Source organism: Actinoplanes sp. NBRC 103695, assembly GCF_030269485.1.
Taxonomy (GTDB): Bacteria; Actinomycetota; Actinomycetes; order Mycobacteriales; family Micromonosporaceae; genus Actinoplanes.
This window is the reverse complement of the sequence record NZ_BSTL01000008.1, coordinates 161,729-177,194: the sequence shown is the minus strand read 5'-3', so window position 1 is coordinate 177,194 and position 15,466 is coordinate 161,729. Positions and strand designations below refer to the sequence as shown.

General features: G+C 70.8%; 19 protein-coding genes. 9 read left to right on the top strand and 10 right to left on the bottom strand.

Annotated elements, in window-relative coordinates; translation table 11 throughout:
• Positions 1 to 8 precede the first annotated feature (8 nt).
• Genes QSK31_RS16020 through QSK31_RS16010 form a run of 3 tightly spaced genes read left to right on the top strand, consistent with a single transcriptional unit; the run spans position 9 to position 2,874 of the window.
• Positions 9 to 530 carry a hypothetical protein gene (locus QSK31_RS16020; RefSeq protein WP_285684714.1) on the top strand — a complete coding sequence of 174 codons (522 nt, stop codon included), beginning with the start codon at positions 9 to 11 and terminating at the stop codon, positions 528 to 530.
• Positions 530 to 1,732 (top strand): hypothetical protein, encoded by a 1,203-nt coding sequence (locus QSK31_RS16015; RefSeq protein WP_285684713.1) that lies wholly within the window; start codon positions 530 to 532, stop codon positions 1,730 to 1,732. Before QSK31_RS16020 ends, QSK31_RS16015 begins: the two co-directional genes overlap by 1 nt.
• Positions 1,729 to 2,874, top strand: coding sequence for a S8 family serine peptidase (locus tag QSK31_RS16010; protein ID WP_285684712.1), 1,146 nt, complete (start codon positions 1,729 to 1,731; stop codon positions 2,872 to 2,874). The genes QSK31_RS16015 and QSK31_RS16010 overlap by 4 nt, the downstream gene beginning before the upstream one ends.
• 53 nt (positions 2,875 to 2,927) lie before the next feature.
• Here QSK31_RS16010 and QSK31_RS16005 read toward each other — a convergent pair whose 3' ends face one another.
• Together QSK31_RS16005 and QSK31_RS16000 are read right to left on the bottom strand one after the other, a co-directional pair.
• Positions 2,928 to 3,179, bottom strand: coding sequence for a hypothetical protein (locus tag QSK31_RS16005; RefSeq protein ID WP_285684711.1), 252 nt, complete (start codon positions 3,177 to 3,179; stop codon positions 2,928 to 2,930).
• Positions 3,180 to 3,389: 210 nt separating this feature from the next.
• The gene (locus QSK31_RS16000; protein WP_285684710.1) at positions 3,390 to 3,854 is read right to left on the bottom strand and encodes an SRPBCC family protein; all 465 of its coding nucleotides are present in this window, start codon (positions 3,852 to 3,854) and stop codon (positions 3,390 to 3,392) included.
• Between the two features lie 58 nt (positions 3,855 to 3,912).
• Between QSK31_RS16000 and QSK31_RS15995 the strand changes: the two genes are divergently transcribed.
• On the top strand, positions 3,913 to 5,523 hold the full coding sequence (locus QSK31_RS15995; RefSeq protein WP_502872971.1) for a phytoene desaturase family protein: 1,611 nt from the start codon (positions 3,913 to 3,915) through the stop codon (positions 5,521 to 5,523).
• 127 nt (positions 5,524 to 5,650) lie between these two features.
• On the opposite strand, the gene QSK31_RS15990 is transcribed toward QSK31_RS15995, so the two are convergent.
• On the bottom strand, positions 5,651 to 5,893 hold the full coding sequence (locus tag QSK31_RS15990; RefSeq protein ID WP_285684708.1) for a hypothetical protein: 243 nt from the start codon (positions 5,891 to 5,893) through the stop codon (positions 5,651 to 5,653).
• Positions 5,894 to 5,908: 15 nt separating this feature from the next.
• The gene (locus QSK31_RS15985; RefSeq protein ID WP_285684707.1) at positions 5,909 to 6,133 is read right to left on the bottom strand and encodes a hypothetical protein; all 225 of its coding nucleotides are present in this window, start codon (positions 6,131 to 6,133) and stop codon (positions 5,909 to 5,911) included.
• Between the two features lie 352 nt (positions 6,134 to 6,485).
• Here QSK31_RS15985 and QSK31_RS15980 point away from each other — a divergent pair, with 352 nt between their 5' ends.
• The 5 genes from QSK31_RS15980 to QSK31_RS15960 all read left to right on the top strand — a co-directional run bounded on the left by QSK31_RS15980 (position 6,486) and on the right by QSK31_RS15960 (position 10,877).
• Positions 6,486 to 6,704 carry a hypothetical protein gene (locus QSK31_RS15980; protein ID WP_285684706.1) on the top strand — a complete coding sequence of 73 codons (219 nt, stop codon included), beginning with the start codon at positions 6,486 to 6,488 and terminating at the stop codon, positions 6,702 to 6,704.
• A gap of 33 nt (positions 6,705 to 6,737) precedes the next feature.
• A complete protein-coding gene (locus QSK31_RS15975; protein ID WP_285684705.1) occupies positions 6,738 to 7,595 on the top strand; it encodes a helix-turn-helix domain-containing protein in 858 nt (285 codons plus the stop codon).
• A 102-nt stretch (positions 7,596 to 7,697) separates the two neighbouring features.
• Positions 7,698 to 8,912 carry a glycosyltransferase gene (locus QSK31_RS15970; protein ID WP_285684704.1) on the top strand — a complete coding sequence of 405 codons (1,215 nt, stop codon included), beginning with the start codon at positions 7,698 to 7,700 and terminating at the stop codon, positions 8,910 to 8,912.
• 109 nt (positions 8,913 to 9,021) lie between these two features.
• Positions 9,022 to 10,254: a sensor histidine kinase gene (locus tag QSK31_RS15965; RefSeq protein ID WP_285684703.1), complete on the top strand. Its 1,233-nt coding sequence runs from the start codon at positions 9,022 to 9,024 to the stop codon at positions 10,252 to 10,254.
• Positions 10,251 to 10,877 carry a response regulator gene (locus tag QSK31_RS15960; protein ID WP_285684702.1) on the top strand — a complete coding sequence of 209 codons (627 nt, stop codon included), beginning with the start codon at positions 10,251 to 10,253 and terminating at the stop codon, positions 10,875 to 10,877. Before QSK31_RS15965 ends, QSK31_RS15960 begins: the two co-directional genes overlap by 4 nt.
• An 81-nt stretch (positions 10,878 to 10,958) precedes the next feature.
• Here QSK31_RS15960 and QSK31_RS15955 read toward each other — a convergent pair whose 3' ends face one another.
• The 6 genes from QSK31_RS15955 to QSK31_RS15930 are packed head-to-tail and all read right to left on the bottom strand — an operon-like array spanning position 10,959 to position 15,157.
• Positions 10,959 to 11,372, bottom strand: a complete 414-nt coding sequence (locus QSK31_RS15955; protein ID WP_285684701.1) for a VOC family protein — start codon at positions 11,370 to 11,372, stop codon at positions 10,959 to 10,961.
• Positions 11,365 to 12,213, bottom strand: coding sequence for an AraC family transcriptional regulator (locus QSK31_RS15950; RefSeq protein WP_285684699.1), 849 nt, complete (start codon positions 12,211 to 12,213; stop codon positions 11,365 to 11,367). The genes QSK31_RS15955 and QSK31_RS15950 overlap by 8 nt, the downstream gene beginning before the upstream one ends.
• 12 nt (positions 12,214 to 12,225) lie before the next feature.
• Entirely contained in the window at positions 12,226 to 12,726 is a 501-nt protein-coding gene (locus QSK31_RS15945; RefSeq protein WP_285684698.1) for a hypothetical protein, read from the bottom strand.
• Positions 12,727 to 12,751: 25 nt separating this feature from the next.
• Positions 12,752 to 13,207, bottom strand: coding sequence for a hypothetical protein (locus QSK31_RS15940; protein WP_285684697.1), 456 nt, complete (start codon positions 13,205 to 13,207; stop codon positions 12,752 to 12,754).
• Positions 13,207 to 14,847, bottom strand: a complete 1,641-nt coding sequence (locus QSK31_RS15935) for an alpha/beta hydrolase (protein ID WP_285684696.1) — start codon at positions 14,845 to 14,847, stop codon at positions 13,207 to 13,209. Before QSK31_RS15935 ends, QSK31_RS15940 begins: the two co-directional genes overlap by 1 nt.
• A 4-nt stretch (positions 14,848 to 14,851) precedes the next feature.
• Entirely contained in the window at positions 14,852 to 15,157 is a 306-nt protein-coding gene (locus QSK31_RS15930) for a hypothetical protein (protein WP_285684695.1), read from the bottom strand.
• Positions 15,158 to 15,466: the final 309 nt, after the last annotated feature.

Sequence of the window (15,466 nt, the reverse complement as noted above, 5' to 3'; positions counted from 1 at the left end):
GCGTATTCATGACCGAGGGCCCGAGGCGTTATGGGTTCGTTTCTTCCGGGCTGTGGACGGGCGCAGAAATGTCGGTGCGGGTCGATATGCTGTATCCGCCGAGGTTGGCAACACGGGGAGGCAGCGGCATGGCAGACGGTGTGGAGATCGACACTGGACAGGTGGGCGATTTCGCTACGGGAATGCGATCGGAATCGGCCACGGGCTTCAGCCAGGCCGCAAATCGTGGCACGCGACTGCACGCCTACGGCGTGCCGTTCGGCGCGAACATCACGATGAGCGACATCGTGCAGCAGGCCAAGGGCCGCTACGCGGTCGCGCTGGCGAACACCGAGGCCAACCTGCGCGCCTACCAGCAGGCCGCCGAGATCTTCGCTGACGTCGCCGAGGACATCGCACGCGAGTTCAAGACCTCCGACCGAGAGTCCGCGGACACCACGCTGCGCGTGAACTCGATGATGGACGCCGCTATCGCGAAGGCCAACGCGATCATCGCCGGCGCCCAGAACGGCGCGAGGAGGGCGGTCTGATGAGCAACTGGAGCAGCTTCAACCTTCCCGCGATCTGGAGCATGGTCGAGAAGGAGAACCAGTGCACCGGCGCCGACCGCGTGCTCGACTGGCAGAACCTCGCCCAGGCCGTTCGTGAACAGCACCGACGGCTGAAGAAGGCAGGCGACGAGCTCGCCGCCGGCTGGTCACCCGAGAAGAACAAGTCCGCGCACGACTTCTTCAGCTACCTCACCAAGCTCGCCGACTCGATGGACCAGACCCTCACCTATGCGGAGAACACCCGCCTGGGGCTGCACGGCGTGATCGAGGCGATCGGCACGGCGCAGGCGACGATCCGTCCGCTCGTGTCCGAGCGAGCGGATGCCTCCGACGACATCGTCCCCCGGATGATCGACCATGCCGAGGACGAGTACGACGAGAAGGCGCAGCGCGCGATGGAGGCCGCCGAGAGGGCCATCAGCGAGCACCTCAACCAGATCCAGTACCCCGAGCCCTTCGTCATGGGCGGAAGCGTCGGTGACGACAGCACCGATCTGGGTGGGGATTCGTCCGACGGCTCGGGTAGCGGATCAGGGTCCGGGTCCGGGTCAGCAGGCCCGGCGATTCGGGCTACACCCATTCCGGTAACCGTGCCGAACGACCCGCCGCCGATCCAGGGCATGCCGGACGGTCCGAACGGCGGTGCCGGCGGTGGTCCGGCTGTTCCTCCGACGGATGCGGGGCCCACCCCCGACAGCGGTGTCGACCTGGCCGGGGTAATTACGCCGGCCTCGACGACGATCCCGCCGGGAAACCTAGGCAGCCCTGCGCTTCCTCCGGTCTCCCCTCTCGGCGGCGGCGGAGGTTCGACGGGCATGGTGATCGGCACGGGTGCGCTCGGGATGGGCGCGGGAGTCGGCATGCCGATGGTGGGCCCGGCGGTCGGACGCCCCGGCGCGGGCATCAGCCGCCAGCCGGTCCCGATGCGGCAGGGAATGCCGTCCGGAGCCGTCATCGGCGGTCAGCCGGGCGGCCGCGGCGTCGGTGTCGGTGTCGGCGGCCAGATGATGCCGGGCCAGACCGGACGTGGGGCGAACGGCGAGTCCGAGGACGAGACCTTGCCGGGCGGCGAAGCCGATCAGATGTGGGGGGTCGACAGCGGTGTCGCGCCGGTCATCGTGCCGGACACCAGCGTCGTCCGGCACGACCCCGGGCCGGGCGTCATCGGTCGTAGCCGGTGATTCGTAGCCGATCGAACCGGCTGCTGGCCGCGGCGGCGATCGCACTTGCCGTGACCGCGGTCCCGGCCGCTCCGGCTTCGGCCGACTCGGTCCGTGACAAGCAGTGGCATTTGAAAGCGCTCGACATCGCGGAGGCTCACCGGATAAGCACCGGTGCCGGGGTTACGGTCGGTTTGATCGACTCCGGCGTCGATGCCAAGCACCGAGATCTCCGGTCCGCGCTCCTTCCGGGAATCGACACCAACCCCCTCGGCAGCGCCGACGGTCTCGAGGACCGCGACGGGCATGGCACCGAGATGGCGGGCATCATCGCGGGCCGCGGGCATGGCGGTGACAATGGCGTGCTCGGCATCGCTCCATCGGCGAAGGTCTTGTCCATCGGCGCTCCGACCGAAGGCCTCTCCGACGGGACTGGCATCGTCAAGGCGATCGACTACGCGGTGGAACACGGCGTCAAGGTTATAAATATGTCCTTTGTCCGTCCCTCCAGCGCCAGCCTCCAGGAGGCGATCCGCCGCGCGCGGGCGGCCGACATCGTTCTGGTCGGCGGTTCGGGGAACAAGGGAGAGGCCGCCAAAGGCGCGTACCCCGCGTTGTATCCGGAAGTGCTGAGCGTCGGCGCGATCGGCCGTGACGGGAACGTCGCGGATTTCTCCGTCGCCAACGAGGGCGTCGACATCGTCGCCCCCGGCGTCGACATCGTGTCGACCGGCATCACGAAGTCGGGCTACAGCCTTTCGAGAGGAACGAGCCAAGCGACGGCGGTCGTCAGCGGCGCTGCGGCGCTGATTCGCGCCAAGTACCCCGACCTGTCTGCTGCCGACGTGATCCACCGGCTCACCGCCACGGCCACGGACGCAGGGCCTGAGGGGCGGGACGACAGCTACGGCTTCGGGCGGCTCAATCTCGTGAAGGCGCTCACCGACGATGTCGGGCCGGCGCCGGCGGACAGCGCGGCGGCACCGACCGGGTCGGCGGACGAGCCCGTGCAGGCCGCGCCTCCGGGTGACTCGGACCCCTCAGACACGGTGCGGCTCCGAGAGGTCGTGCCGATCGTTCTCGGCGTCCTGGCGGCCCTTCTCGTGCTGGCGATCGGCGCCGTCATCATCGTGGTCATGATCAGGCGGCAGCGGCGGACGTAGGCCCCTGACAGCGTCGTCGCCGCTCCAGGTCCGGAGCGGCGACGACGGATGGGTCAGTGGGGGCCGCTGCGGCCCGTGGTGCTGGGGCGGAACTCGCGGTCCGGGTCGGTGGCGTTCTGCTCCGCGTCTTGGGCGTGGGCGTCTTGGGCGTGGGCCTCGTGGCCGAAGGCCTGCTCCTCGCCCGCGCCGTTGTCGGTCGGGTCGTTCTGGCCGTCGGTGTCCCAGGTGGCCATGGCCTCGGACAGGGACTCCACCGACAGCTTGTCCTCGTTGCGCCAGGCGCTTTCCGGCTGTTGATCGGTCATACCCTGCGTCTACCCGGGAAGGGCCACGAGGACACACCCGAACAGCCGCGGGAACACCCCCGGAGAACCACCGGATCAAGCGGAGAGCCGCCGGAACGACCGGCGAGCCGCGGGCAAGGCAGGCATGCGGATCGACGCTCGAGCCCGTTCGCGGGCATAGGAAGGACCGCCGGCGTGTGCCGGCGGCCCTTTCCGTATGCGGCGCGAGATCTACGCGCCGGGGCGGTCTACCTCGCCGCGCCAGGCGCCGGTCTCCGCGCCTCCGCGGGACTCGATGAACGACTTGAACTTCTTCAGGTCGCCCTTCACCTGGCGGTCAAGGAAGCCCAGCTTGTCGCCGGCCTGCTCGACCACGCCTTCGGGCTCGAAGTCCATCTGGACCGTCACCCTCGTCTGGGTCTCGGCGAGGCGGTGGAACGTGACCACGCCGGCCTGCTTCGTGCCCTCGGTGGCCTTCCACGCGACGCGCTCGTCGGGCAACTGCTCGGTGATCTTGGCGTCGAACTCGCGCTTCACGCCGTCGATGTCCGTCTTCCAGTGGGTCGTGGTCGGATCCAGCTGACGGATCTCGGTCACGCCGCTCATGAACTGCGGGAACTCCTCGAACTGAGTCCACTGGTTGTAAGCCGCCCGCACCGGGACGTCAACATCGATGTACTCGGTAACCGTACTCACGGTGAATCACTCCCCTTCGAACAAACTGGTGCCCGAGCGGAGGCGGTTAAAACCGATCATCGGTAGCGTCGACCGTGTGACAGCGGACGCGATCATCATCGGCGCAGGCCACAACGGGTTGGTCGCGGCCAATCTGCTCGCCGACGCGGGCTGGGACGTGCTCGTCGTCGAGGCCACCCCACAGCCCGGTGGCGCGGTCCGCTCAGGCCACGTGACGGCCTCGGGCTACCTCAGCGACCTCTTCAGTTCGTTCTACCCCCTCGGGTACGCCTCGCCGGTGATGAAGAGCCTCGACCTGCACCAGCACGGCCTCGTCTGGACGCACGCCCCGGATGTACTGACGCATCTGCTGCCGGACGGCCGGGCCGCGACGGTCAGCCGGGACGTCGACCGGACCATGGCGTCGATGGAAACGTTCGCGCCGGGTGACGGTGAGCGCTGGCGCGCGGCGTACGCGCAATGGTGTGACATCTCCCACCACCTGGTCCCGGCCTTGTTCGGGGGTTTTCCGCCGGTGCGGCACGGTGCGGGGGTCGTCCGGGAGCTCGGCGTGGGCGGCACGATGCGGCTGGCGCGGCAGCTGGTGCTGTCGGCGCGGCAACTGGGGACGGAACTGTTCCGCGGCGAAGGCGCCCAGCTGGCCCTGGCCGGGTGCACGCTGCACACCGACCTGTCACCGGAGGACGCGGCCGGCGGCATCTCCGGCTGGCTGCTGGCGATGCTCGGGCAGGAGAACGGCTGGCCGGTCCCGGTCGGCGGCGCGCAGCAGATCACGTCCGCGCTGGTCGAGCGGCTGCGGGAGCGGGGCGGCCGGATCATCTACCAGGCGCCGGTGACCCGGGTGCTGATGGCAAGAGGCAGAGCGATGGGGGTACGCACGGCGGCCGGCGCCGACCTCCGGGCGCGGCGGGCGGTGCTGGCCGACGTACCCGCGCCCGCGCTCTACCTGGACCTGGTCGGCGCGCACGCCCTGCCGCCGCGCCTGGTCGAGGACCTGGAGCATTTCCGCTGGGACGGCGCCACCCTCAAGGTCGACTGGGCGGTCGACGGGAAGGTCCCCTGGACGAACCCGGCCGTCGCCGGTTCCGGCGTGGTGCACCTGGCCGCCGACATGAACGGTCTCACCCGCTACGCCGCGCAGCTGTCGACCGACGAGTTGCCCACCGACCCGTTCATGCTGCTGGGTCAGATGACCACGGCCGACGCGTCGCGTTCCCCGGCCGGCACCGAGTCGCTGTGGGCGTACACGCACCTGCCGTTCCGTCAGAAGTGGCATCCGGACGACATCGCGGTTCAGGTCTCCCGGATGGAGCGGGTCATCGAGTCGCAGGCCCCGGGCTTCACGGCCAAAGTCGTCGGCCGGAACGTCTTCGGCCCGGCGGATCTGGAGCGGGAGAACCCGTCACTGGTGGGTGGCGCGCTCGGCGGGGGCACGGCGGCCGCGTTCCAGCAGTTGTTCTTCCGGCCGATCCCAGGGCTGGGACGCCCGGACACGCCGGTGGACCGGCTGTTCCTGGCCGGGTCGTCCGCGCACCCGGGCGGCGGCGTGCACGGGGTGCCGGGCGCCAACGCGGCGCGGGCCGCCCTGGCGCGCGACCGGGCCTTGACGGGCGCCGCCTATCGGGCCGCGATCAACGCGGCGAACGGGGCGATCTACCGCCGAGGCTGACGACAGGGCGCGGGCCTCAAGAGACGCCCGGGACTATGTCCGCCCACCCCAACGGCCGGCGCGCAGCGGTACCGCTGGGAGCCGACGCGCCGCGCAACCGCCGGGAGCCGACGTGGCGTGCGCCGAGCTACCGCTGGGAGCCGATGTGGCGTGCGTCGCGGCGGGCGGCGACAGCCACGCGCAGAGCGGGCCAGATTCGCAGCCTGCGCGAGCTGTCCGCGGCGGCGATCAGCCGTGCCAGCGCCGGCCGCTCCTCAGGCGGCACCAGGGCGACGACCAGAATCAGCGGCAGCGCTGCCGAGACGATCTCCGCCGTGACGAACAGGGCGATCAGGGCGACGACCGCACACAGCACAGTGAACTCGTTCATCTCCGGGACCTCCGCTCAGAGCAGGGTGATCAACGCGACGGTGAGGAAGAACAGCGCCGCGCAGGCGCTGACGGCGACGAGCGCGGCGGCGGCCGCCGCTTCCAGCAGCTCGCCCAGGGCGGAGACCGCCCGCGGGACGAGCCGGAAGGCGATGAGGAGACAGATACCGGCCAGCACGAGCAGCACCAGAGCGCCGGCGTTCGGCGTGATCGCTTCGATGGGCCGGAGAATCGGGAGCATGAGCAGACCCCATCCGTCGACGCCACAGATGCCGCGTTACCCGCCACCATGGAGTGCATCGCAACATCCCTGACTCTGAATATGGAGCCGGTCGAAGTGAATAGCAATGCATATTCACGATGTGCACAGAGTGTAGATGAACAAATGAATGAGGTCCGCCTGACCAGGTCATTCACCGCGGAGAGCCAGCCTGCTGGTGACACCTAGTTATCAGCCATCTAGCTAATTGCAATATCTCGCATTGCGAACTGGCGCTTTATGCGCATACCCGATAGGGTAATGAGACCAATTTGAGATTAGATGATGTTGCACACGCCTCAACGCCTTGGAATAGTCAACGGGCGTGACTCAAATGGATAAGTCGGATAAGTCGCCCTTAACCCTCGAGAGCATCGCCTACTCGTGCACCAGCGGTACCTGTCCCACCGTCTACCGCACCGACCGAGGCACCCTGGTGGTACAGGGATACTCGATCGACGCTGCCGACGCTGGCGTGGAGATCCCCGAGGGAGAGAGACTCGTCGAAATCCCCGTCGACCTTCTCCTTGCCGCCGTCGATAAGGTCAACTGAGGAATTACCGAGCCCTACCGAGGAGGGCGGGCCATGTCATCCGGTTCGCTCGACCCAGCCGACGGTCCGCACGTCGGCGCGAAACTGGCCCGCCACCGCCGCCTCGCCGGGCTGTCGGGGAAGGAACTGGCCGCCCTCGTCGGTATGAACCAGCCGAAGATCTCCCGCATCGAGACCGGCGCGGTCAAACCCGACCCGGCCGATGTTCGCCGGATCGGCGAGGCGCTTCAGCTGCCGCCCGCCTTGGTGTCCCAGCTCGTGGACGAGGCGGAGGATGCTTACAACGACCTGACAGATCAGCGCGCGAAGCTCGCCGGCAAGCAACGCGAGGTGGCGGACTACGAGCTCAGAGGCAGAACGATCCGGGTTTTCCAGCCAACCACGATCGCCGGCCTGCTGCAGACGACGGCGTACGCCTACACCGTGATGAAGACCGCGCACCGCATGATGACCGGCAAGCGACGGCCCCCCTCCGAGGCCGCGCTGCTCGAGGCCGTGGCGGGCAAGGTCCAGCGCCGCGAGAACATGTTCGCCGGGCGTACCCGCGTCCTCGTGGTCCTGTCCGAGGCGGCGCTGGCGAACCGGGTGCTCGGCGATGAGGGAATGCTCGAGCAGATCGAGTTCCTGCAGAAGGTCTCCACCGACGACCGGATCACCATCCGCGTGATCCCGTTCTCCGCCCAGCTGCCGAACCCGGCCGTCAACTGCTTCGAGCTGGTCGACGACCGTTGGCTGGGGATCGACCTCTTCAACACGTCGCTGACGTCGCAGGGCAAGGACGACATCCGGCTCTATCACGAGCTCTTCGACGAGATGTGGGAAGCGGCCACCGCGGAGGTGGAGCCGATCCTTGCGGAGTACGCGCGGCGGTACCGGGCGTCCCCTGCCTGATCTGCGGGATACGCTGCGGAAAGGTGGGGCGCATCGGAGCTCATGTTTACAGATTTGGGCCTCGGGCATCTGCACCGCGTTACTCGCTGGAGGAGGGCTCTGTTGCGCATCGCGATGATCTCGGAGCACGCCAGTCCGCTCGCGGACGGTGGGGACGCCACCGGTGGCGCGCAGCGGCGGCATGTCGCCGACCTGTCGGCCGCTCTCGGCGAGCTCGGACACGAGGTGCGGGTGTACACGCGGCGGGACCGTGACGGCCTCGACGACGTGGTGACGATGGCTTCCGGCGTACGCGTCGTGCATGTCCCCGCCGGACCCTCCGAGACGCTGCCGCCGGAGCTCCTGCTGGAGCACATGGGCGATTTCGCCAAGTGGCTGCGGCAGGCCTGGACCGCGGACTGGCGACCGGAGGTCGTGCACGCGCACTTCTGGACGAGCGGGCTCGCCGCCGTCACCGCCGCCCGTCAGGTCGGTGTGCCGGTGGTGCAGTCGTTCCACGAACTGGCCGATCTGGCCACTGCCACGCAGGGCAGGGGCGCTTCCCGATCCGGGTACGAGCGAGCGCTGGGCCGGGCCGTCGACCGGGTGGTCGCGCAGAGCCAGGACGAGGTGCAGGGCCTGGTGCGCATCGGGGTGCCGCGGGCCCGGCTGACCGTCGTGCCGGCCGGGGTCGACAGCGAGCATTTCACGCCGGAGGGCCCGTCCGCCGAACGTGACCCGCAACGGCCGCGGATCCTGTCCGTGGGCCGGCTGGTCGAACGCAAGGGCCTGGGCGACGTCATCCAGGCCATGCGGTACGTGCCGGGCGCCGAGTGCGTCGTCATCGGCGGTCCGCCACCGGACCAGCTGGCGTCCGACCCGGCCGCGCGGCGGCTGCGGGCGCTGGCCGAGAAGTTCCAGGTGTCCGACCGGGTGCGCCTGATCGGCGGGGTGCCGGCCAAGGACATGCCGGCCTGGTACCGGTCGGCCGACGTGCTGGTCGCCGCGCCCTGGCAGGAACAGTTCGAGCTGGCGCCGCTCGAGGCGATGGCGTGCGGTCTGCCGATCGTCGGCACGGCCGTGGGTGGCCTCACCGAGACCGTCGTGGACGGCCTGACCGGCGACCTGGTCGCGGCCCGCGATCCGCGTGCTCTGGGTGGTGCGTTGCGGCGGCTGGTCAACGACAAGGTTCGCCGGTTCGCGTACGCCACGGCCGCGCTGGACCGGGCCCGCCAGGCGTACTCGTGGAAGCGGGTCGCGTCCCAGATCGGCTCGGTCTATGCCACGGTCACCGGCCGCGGTAAGCCCGCCGAGGAAGAGGCCGTGGCGCAGGTCTAGGCCAGTTCCAGATTCGCCGCAGGGGCCGACGCCCCGGAAGCGAAACTGGAACCCGGCCTCCACCAACCGGTTGATTCCGGCTGATGGGTGCCGTGCCAGGCTCGAAGGCATGGACACGCGTCACGGATTCGGGCGGCGGGCGATCCGCACGCTGCCGTACGGAGCGCTGGCCGGCTCCACCGTGCTGATGCTGATCACGGACTTCGCCCGGGTGTTGCCGATCGCGGTGGGGCTGGGCCTGGCCGGCGCGGCGGCACTCTGGCTGTTCTGGTTCATCACCCTGCATCCGCAGTGGATCGACCGGCCGGCGGTGATGCGGGTCTTCCTGATCGGCCTGTACTGCTTCTTCCCGCTGCTCATCCTGGCCAGCCCGCTGTTCGCGCTGTTCATCTGGACCGGCTACATGTTCGTGGGGACGGCATGGTCGGGGCGGCGGGCACTGGTCGGCGCGGCCGGGGTGGCGGTGTTCAGCGCGATCGGCCAGATCGGTGGCTTCGCCGTGATCGCCGAGCCGGCGGTGTTGCCGGGCTTCCTCGTGCTGCTGGGATTCAACATCGTCATCGGCGTGTCCATGACCCGGATGGCGATGCGGAACGACGCCGAGTCGGAGCGCCGCCGGCAGATGGTGGTCGAGCTCGGCGACGCGAACGCGAAGCTGGCCGCCGCCCTGCGGGAGAACGCCGGCCTGCACGCGCAACTGCTCGCCCAGGCGCGGGAGGCCGGCGTGCTGGACGAGCGGCAGCGGCTCGCCGGGGAGATCCACGACGTGCTGGCGCAGGGCCTGACCGGCATCGTGACGCAGCTGGAGGCGGCCGACGCGGCCGAGGGCCGGCCCGCGGACCATCGCCGGCACCTGGACCAGGCGAAACGGCTCGCCCGGGACGGGCTGACCGAGGCGCGCCGGTCGGTGCAGGCGCTGCGCCCGCAGCAGCTTGCCGCAGCGGCGCTGCCGGACGCGCTCACCGAGGTGGTGGACGGCTGGTCGGCGCTGAACGCGGTGCCCGCCGAGCTGATCACCACCGGCACGGTGCGGCCGCTCACCCCGGAGGTCGAGACGACGTTGCTGCGCGCGGCGCAGGAGGCGCTCGCCAACGTGGCCCGGCACGCCGAGGCGTCCCGGGTGGCCCTCACACTGTCCTACATGGAAGACGTGGTTTCGCTGGACGTCCGTGACGACGGCGCCGGTTTCGACCTGTCGGCGCCCCGGGTGGCGTCGGAGTCCGGCGGGCACGGGCTCGCCGCGATGCGGGAACGGCTGCGCCGGATCGCCGGCACCCTCGAGGTCGAGTCCGAGCCGGGCGCCGGCACCGCCATCTCGGCCTGTGTGCGGGCCGCCGCGTGATCCGGCTGCTCATCGTCGACGACCATCCGGTGGTCCGGGACGGCCTGCGCGGCATGTTCGCCGGCGACGACCGGTTCGAGGTGGTCGGCGAGGCCGGTGACGGGCGGGAGGCGCTGGCCGTGGCCCGGTCGGTGCGGCCGGACGTGGTGCTGATGGACCTGCGCATGCCCGGCATGGACGGCGTCACCACGATCGGCGCGCTGCGCAAGGACGGCTCGGAGGCCCGGGTGCTGGTGCTGACGACCTACGACACGGACCGCGACGTGCTGCCCGCGATCGAGGCCGGGGCGACCGGCTACCTGCTCAAGGACACCCCGCGCGAGGACCTGTTCCGGGCGGTGTCGGCGGCGCACCGCGGCGAGTCGGTGCTCTCCCCCGCGGTGGCCGGGCGGCTGATCGGCCGGCTGCGATCGCCCGCCGCCGAGCCGCTCAGCCAGCGCGAGCTCGAGGTCCTCACGCTGATCTCCCAGGGGTGCAACAACCGGGAGACCGCCCAGCGCCTCTTCATCTCGGAGGCGACGGTCAAAACCCACCTTCTTCACCTGTACGCGAAGCTGGGCGTGCGCGACCGCGCGGCGGCGGTGGCTGCCGCCTTCGAGCGGGGCCTGCTCGGACGCGACTAGGTCGTGCTTCTGGCCGGGTGGTGAAAGACGGCCAAGTCCTGTCTCGTGGATCGCCCGAGGGCGAGGCGGGGCCCACCAGACTCAGGCCTTGCGGGGCTCGCCCCGGTAGGTGCCGAAGCTCCAGCGGTTGCCCTCCGGGTCGAGCATCGCGAAACCGTACGAGCCGTAGTCGGTGCGGGTGGGCTCCTCGGTGATCTCCGCGCCGGCGCCCTTGACCCGGGCGTAGATGCCGTCGATGTCGTCGGCGACCACGTAGCAGCCGAACGATCCGGGCCGCAGCGCCCACTTGTCGTCGTCGCCGCGACCGGCCGCCGAGCCGAGCATGACGCCGCCGCCGAGCGGCCACGACAGCTGGCAGTGCTGGACGGTGTCGTCGTCGCCGTACACGGCGGTCTCCTCGAAGCCGACCACGTCGACCAGGAAGCGGATCAGGGCCCGGGCGTCGTTCGCCCGCAACGAGGGCCACACGGTGGGCGGCGGTGTCGTGTCAGTCATGCCACCCATCCTCGCCGTCCGGCACGCCCCGGGCTTGGACGAATGCGATCTCGTCCGCCAGCCAGCGGCTGGCCGGCACGCCCGCGAAGGCGTGGAAGTCGCGGGCCAGATGCGCCTGGTCGAAGTAGCCGGTGGCGGCGGCCAGGTCGCCCAGCTTCACGCCGGGGCGGAGCCGCCGCCGGGCCCGGTCGAAGCGAGTCACCCGGGCGGCCTCCTTGATCCCGAGGCCGGTCTCGGCGCGGAATCTGCTGGTCAGGTGGCGGGTGCTCCAGCCGACCTCGGCCGCAACCTGGCGTACGGTCACGGCGCCTCCGGTGGCGAGCAGGCGCTCGTACGCGTACCCGAGATCGGGATGTGGATCTTGATCTGCTCGGCACAGTCGCAGGAGCGCGGCGTCGAGCGCGGCGAACCGGCCGGCCCAGGAGTCGTGGGCCAGCACGGCGGCGCGCAAGGACGATGCCGCGCGGTCGCCGAGCACCGCGGGCAGGTCGACGTCGAGGCCGCTGAGCTCGCCGGCGGGCAGGCCGAGGAGCGCGCGGCAGCCGAGCGGATGGACGGCGATCTGCACGCCGGACTGGGCGCCGTCGTGCGTGATCAGCGCGGGCGCGAGGTGCAGACCGCCGAGCAGCGTGTCGTAGGTGCCCGGCGCCTGCTTCCCGTCCGGGTGCTCACGGATGGTGAGCGGCTCGTCCAGGGTGAGGATGAGCGTGAGGTACGGCGACGGCAGCCCGCGGTGCAGGGCCGGTGCGAGGCCACGCTGGCGGTACCCGGAGTACAGCGCGACGAACGGCCGCAGGCCCGGCGAGGGCCGGGCCTGCACGTGCTCGTCAACAACCGTCATACCGCCGTTTTATCAGGTCAGAGCCTGCGCCAGGTTGTCCCGGAAGTTCCGCTCCCGATCGGTGACCGCCTCCCCGCCGATGCCGAGCACCCCACCGGTGCTGGCGGCGCCGACCACGGTGTCCGCGATCTCCACCAGCCAGTGCTTGTAGGTCTCCGCGTCCGCCGGGGTCGCCTTCGCGGCCAGGACGGCACTGACCTCCTTGGCGCGGACGAGCACGTCCCGGGCGTACCCGATGGGGTCGGCCGGCTCGATCACCGGCGGGTCCTCCCCCAGCTCGGGGTCGCCGGCCGAGACCAGCGCCTCCTGCGCGATCTCGACCACCAGCCCGCTCGCCGAGGCCCGCGCCTCGGAGATCTTGTCCAGTCCGGCCTCGTTCTCGGCACGGGTCTTGCGGGCGCCGTCCTGGGACGCGGCGCTGGCCGCGGTGAGGACGGCCTGCGGCAGCCCGACAAGCAGGCCCCACTCGGAGTCGGTGAAGCCCCACTTGGCGTACAAAGGTTCGTCGGTCATGGCGTCTTCTTACCCGACGTGGCCGTCATTGATTCGCGGGGTCCTCCCCCGGTGCCGGGCGGTAGCACCGGCTGGCGATGATCACGGCCAGTTGCCTGGGCGGCTGGCTGCTGGTGAGCGAGACGGTGAGGGCGCCGTCGGGGGTGACACCCGAGAGCGATCCGCGTACGCCGTCCGGCAGCGTCCGGTCGTCGTCGATCTGCCAGCCGTCGGCCTGCCACCGTTCCTTGACCGCCCGCAGGGTGGCGACGTGCTTCTCGGCGGCCAACGGGATCGCGCCGATGCCGGTCAGGTTCCACGTGTCGCCGTTCCCGCACGGTGCGCTGTTCAGGCGCAGCCCGTCGACCTCCCCCGGCAGCTCGCCGGCCTGGGCCCTGATCACGGTCTCCACCTCGGCCCGGCTCTTGACCTCCACCGTCGTTCCCTCCTTCTGACATCCGGCGACCAGCAGGACCGCCAGCAGGACCATGAGCCTTCTCATCAGCGCTCCACCGGTGCGTTGCCGTAGTCGCCCACCACGATCGCCGCCTGACTCCGCAGGCTCATCGAGCCGTTCTCCCAGTACCCGCTGTGCCCGTGTGTGTCGATCTTGAGCACGTTCCCGCCGAACTCCGCGTAGTGCGGCCCCGGCCCGTGGATCCAGTCGCCGGCCTTCTCCCCGATCCAGCCGCCGATCAGCGGGATCTTCGCCGCCGTGTGCTCCGGCCGGGCCACGAAGTTGTCGTCGGCCGCCGCGCCGGCCCACACGTGGCTCTCCGGCACGTTGAACTCCGACGCGTGATCCACCCGCATGCCCGGGCTGCCCAGCGCGATCAGGTCGTCCACCGCCAGCCCGTCGCCCGTGCCGGCCGCCTCGCCCAGCACCGTGCTGCCGTAGCTGTGCCCGATCGCGGTGATGTGCGCCGGCCCGTCGTGGGTGGCGTGCAGCCCGTTCACGAACCCGTCCAGCGCGACCGCGCCCGCCCGGGACTTGTCGCCGCCGACCGCGCTGACGATGTCCATGTTGATGCCCGGGGTGTCGTAGCCCAGCCACGCCACCACGGCCACCTGCTCGTCCGGTTTGAGCACGGCCGCCGCGTCCTGGATGTTTCCCGCCCGGTTGATCAGGCCGCGGATGTCGTCGAGCTCGGTGCCCACCCCCGGCACGACCACCGCGGTCCGGCCGGCGGTGTCCGGGTTGCCCCACGAGACGACCGCCCGCCCGTCCCCCGCCGGGTCGACGCCGAGCAGGAACAGCTGCTTGTTCTCCGGCCCCTGCTCGGAGCGCTCCAGCTTGTCCAGCAGCATCAGCGCCCGATCCTGCTCCGGGTTGTCCCGGTCCCGGCGCCGGTTCACGTTGTCCCCGACGAAATTCCGCAGGGCCAGCTGGTTGGCCAGGTCGCGGTCCGCCGACGGCACGCCGTCGAGACCACCCAGACGATTCGGGTACGCCGTGAGGAACAGCCCCTGCTGCTCCGGCGTGAGCGAACGCCACCACGCCGTCACCTGCCGCGGATCCGTACCCGCCGCCGGGATGCTCGCCTCGGCCAGACCCAGCGCGCCGGCGGCGGCCCGGGCATCCGCGGTGGCGTCGTCGTACTCGTACGCCTCCTGCCCGAAGACGTTCGTGACCAGCTGATCCAACGCCCTCGCGCAACGGCTGTCGGCCTCGGCCGCCGTGGTCAGCACGTCACCGATCCGCCGCGCGAGATCCCGCGCCGCACCGTTGCGCTCCCGCGCGATCAACTGCCCGTCCGGGTCATGAATCTCCGCCTGAGTCAGCCGCGGCGGCGTCACCGACCCGTCGTCGGAGACCGCGAACCCCTGCGCGGCCGCCGAGTCGAGCAGCCCGCGCAACCGCGTCTGCAGCCCGCGCAGCTCATCGGTGGCACCGGCCAGCAGCGACCCGACGGTACGCACCTGAAGCGCCGCCACCTCGAACTCGTCGTCCACCTTGTCCAGCTGGGTGAACGCGGCGTCCGCGGCCGGACCCGCCCACGGCGACGCCCGCAGCGGCCCGATCAGATCCGCCGAGGTGTCCGCCGACAGATCCGCGGCCTGTTTCCCGAACGCGATCCAGGCGTCCGCCGCCAGATCCAGCTCCCCGAACCGCGCGTCCCGCAACTCGGCCAGCGTGACCACCCGGTCAGCCCTCCCGCAGGAACGCGAACCGGTCCGCGCTCACCGAGTCACTACGCCGGTAGTCGCCGGCCGTCCGGGTCAACGCCCCCTGCAGGTCGTGCAGGTACTTCTCGAACTTCCCGAACTCGTCCAGCCGCGACGCCAGCACCCGCTCCAGCGAGCCGCGCAGCCGGAACCCGCCGCCCAGCCCGCCGATCGCTGCCCGGCTCTCCGGCTCGACCTCACCGGCGGCCCGCTTCAGCCGCCCGGCCAGCCCGCCACACCGCTCAGCGGCGACATCCAAGACCGCCGGATCCACCCGCGTTTCCATACCGTCCCCCGTTCATCGGCAGGACCGAGTATGCGGTTCCCATGCGATTCCGTCGATCCCGCTCCTGCGCGAAACCGCAGGCCACCCGCGCCCGCTCACCTTCGCTGCCGCCGCTTGCGCCGGGCGTGGGCCGGGCCCGGCTGCCAGGCCCCCGGGTGCCTGCTCGCCGTCAGTGCCGCCGCCGCTTGCGCTGGGCGTGGGGTCAGGCCCGGTTGCCAGGCCCCCGGGTGCCTACTCGCCGTCGCTGCCGCCGCTTACGCCGAGCGTGGGGTCAGGCCCGGCTGCCAGGCCCCCGGGTGCCTACTCGCC

Coding starts and splice junctions, on each gene's coding strand:
- QSK31_RS15940 (WP_285684697.1), bottom strand. CDS start 13,207: ATGAGAAGGCTCATGGTCCTGCTGGCGGTCCTGCTGGTCGCCGGATGT.
- QSK31_RS16020 (WP_285684714.1), top strand. CDS start 9: ATGACCGAGGGCCCGAGGCGTTATGGGTTCGTTTCTTCCGGGCTGTGG.
- QSK31_RS15965 (WP_285684703.1), top strand. CDS start 9,022: ATGGACACGCGTCACGGATTCGGGCGGCGGGCGATCCGCACGCTGCCG.
- QSK31_RS15955 (WP_285684701.1), bottom strand. CDS start 11,372: ATGACTGACACGACACCGCCGCCCACCGTGTGGCCCTCGTTGCGGGCG.
- QSK31_RS15930 (WP_285684695.1), bottom strand. CDS start 15,157: ATGGAAACGCGGGTGGATCCGGCGGTCTTGGATGTCGCCGCTGAGCGG.
- QSK31_RS15990 (WP_285684708.1), bottom strand. CDS start 5,893: ATGAACGAGTTCACTGTGCTGTGTGCGGTCGTCGCCCTGATCGCCCTG.
- QSK31_RS15975 (WP_285684705.1), top strand. CDS start 6,738: ATGTCATCCGGTTCGCTCGACCCAGCCGACGGTCCGCACGTCGGCGCG.
- QSK31_RS15945 (WP_285684698.1), bottom strand. CDS start 12,726: ATGACCGACGAACCTTTGTACGCCAAGTGGGGCTTCACCGACTCCGAG.
- QSK31_RS15985 (WP_285684707.1), bottom strand. CDS start 6,133: ATGCTCCCGATTCTCCGGCCCATCGAAGCGATCACGCCGAACGCCGGC.
- QSK31_RS15980 (WP_285684706.1), top strand. CDS start 6,486: ATGGATAAGTCGGATAAGTCGCCCTTAACCCTCGAGAGCATCGCCTAC.
- QSK31_RS16005 (WP_285684711.1), bottom strand. CDS start 3,179: ATGACCGATCAACAGCCGGAAAGCGCCTGGCGCAACGAGGACAAGCTG.
- QSK31_RS16015 (WP_285684713.1), top strand. CDS start 530: ATGAGCAACTGGAGCAGCTTCAACCTTCCCGCGATCTGGAGCATGGTC.
- QSK31_RS15950 (WP_285684699.1), bottom strand. CDS start 12,213: ATGACGGTTGTTGACGAGCACGTGCAGGCCCGGCCCTCGCCGGGCCTG.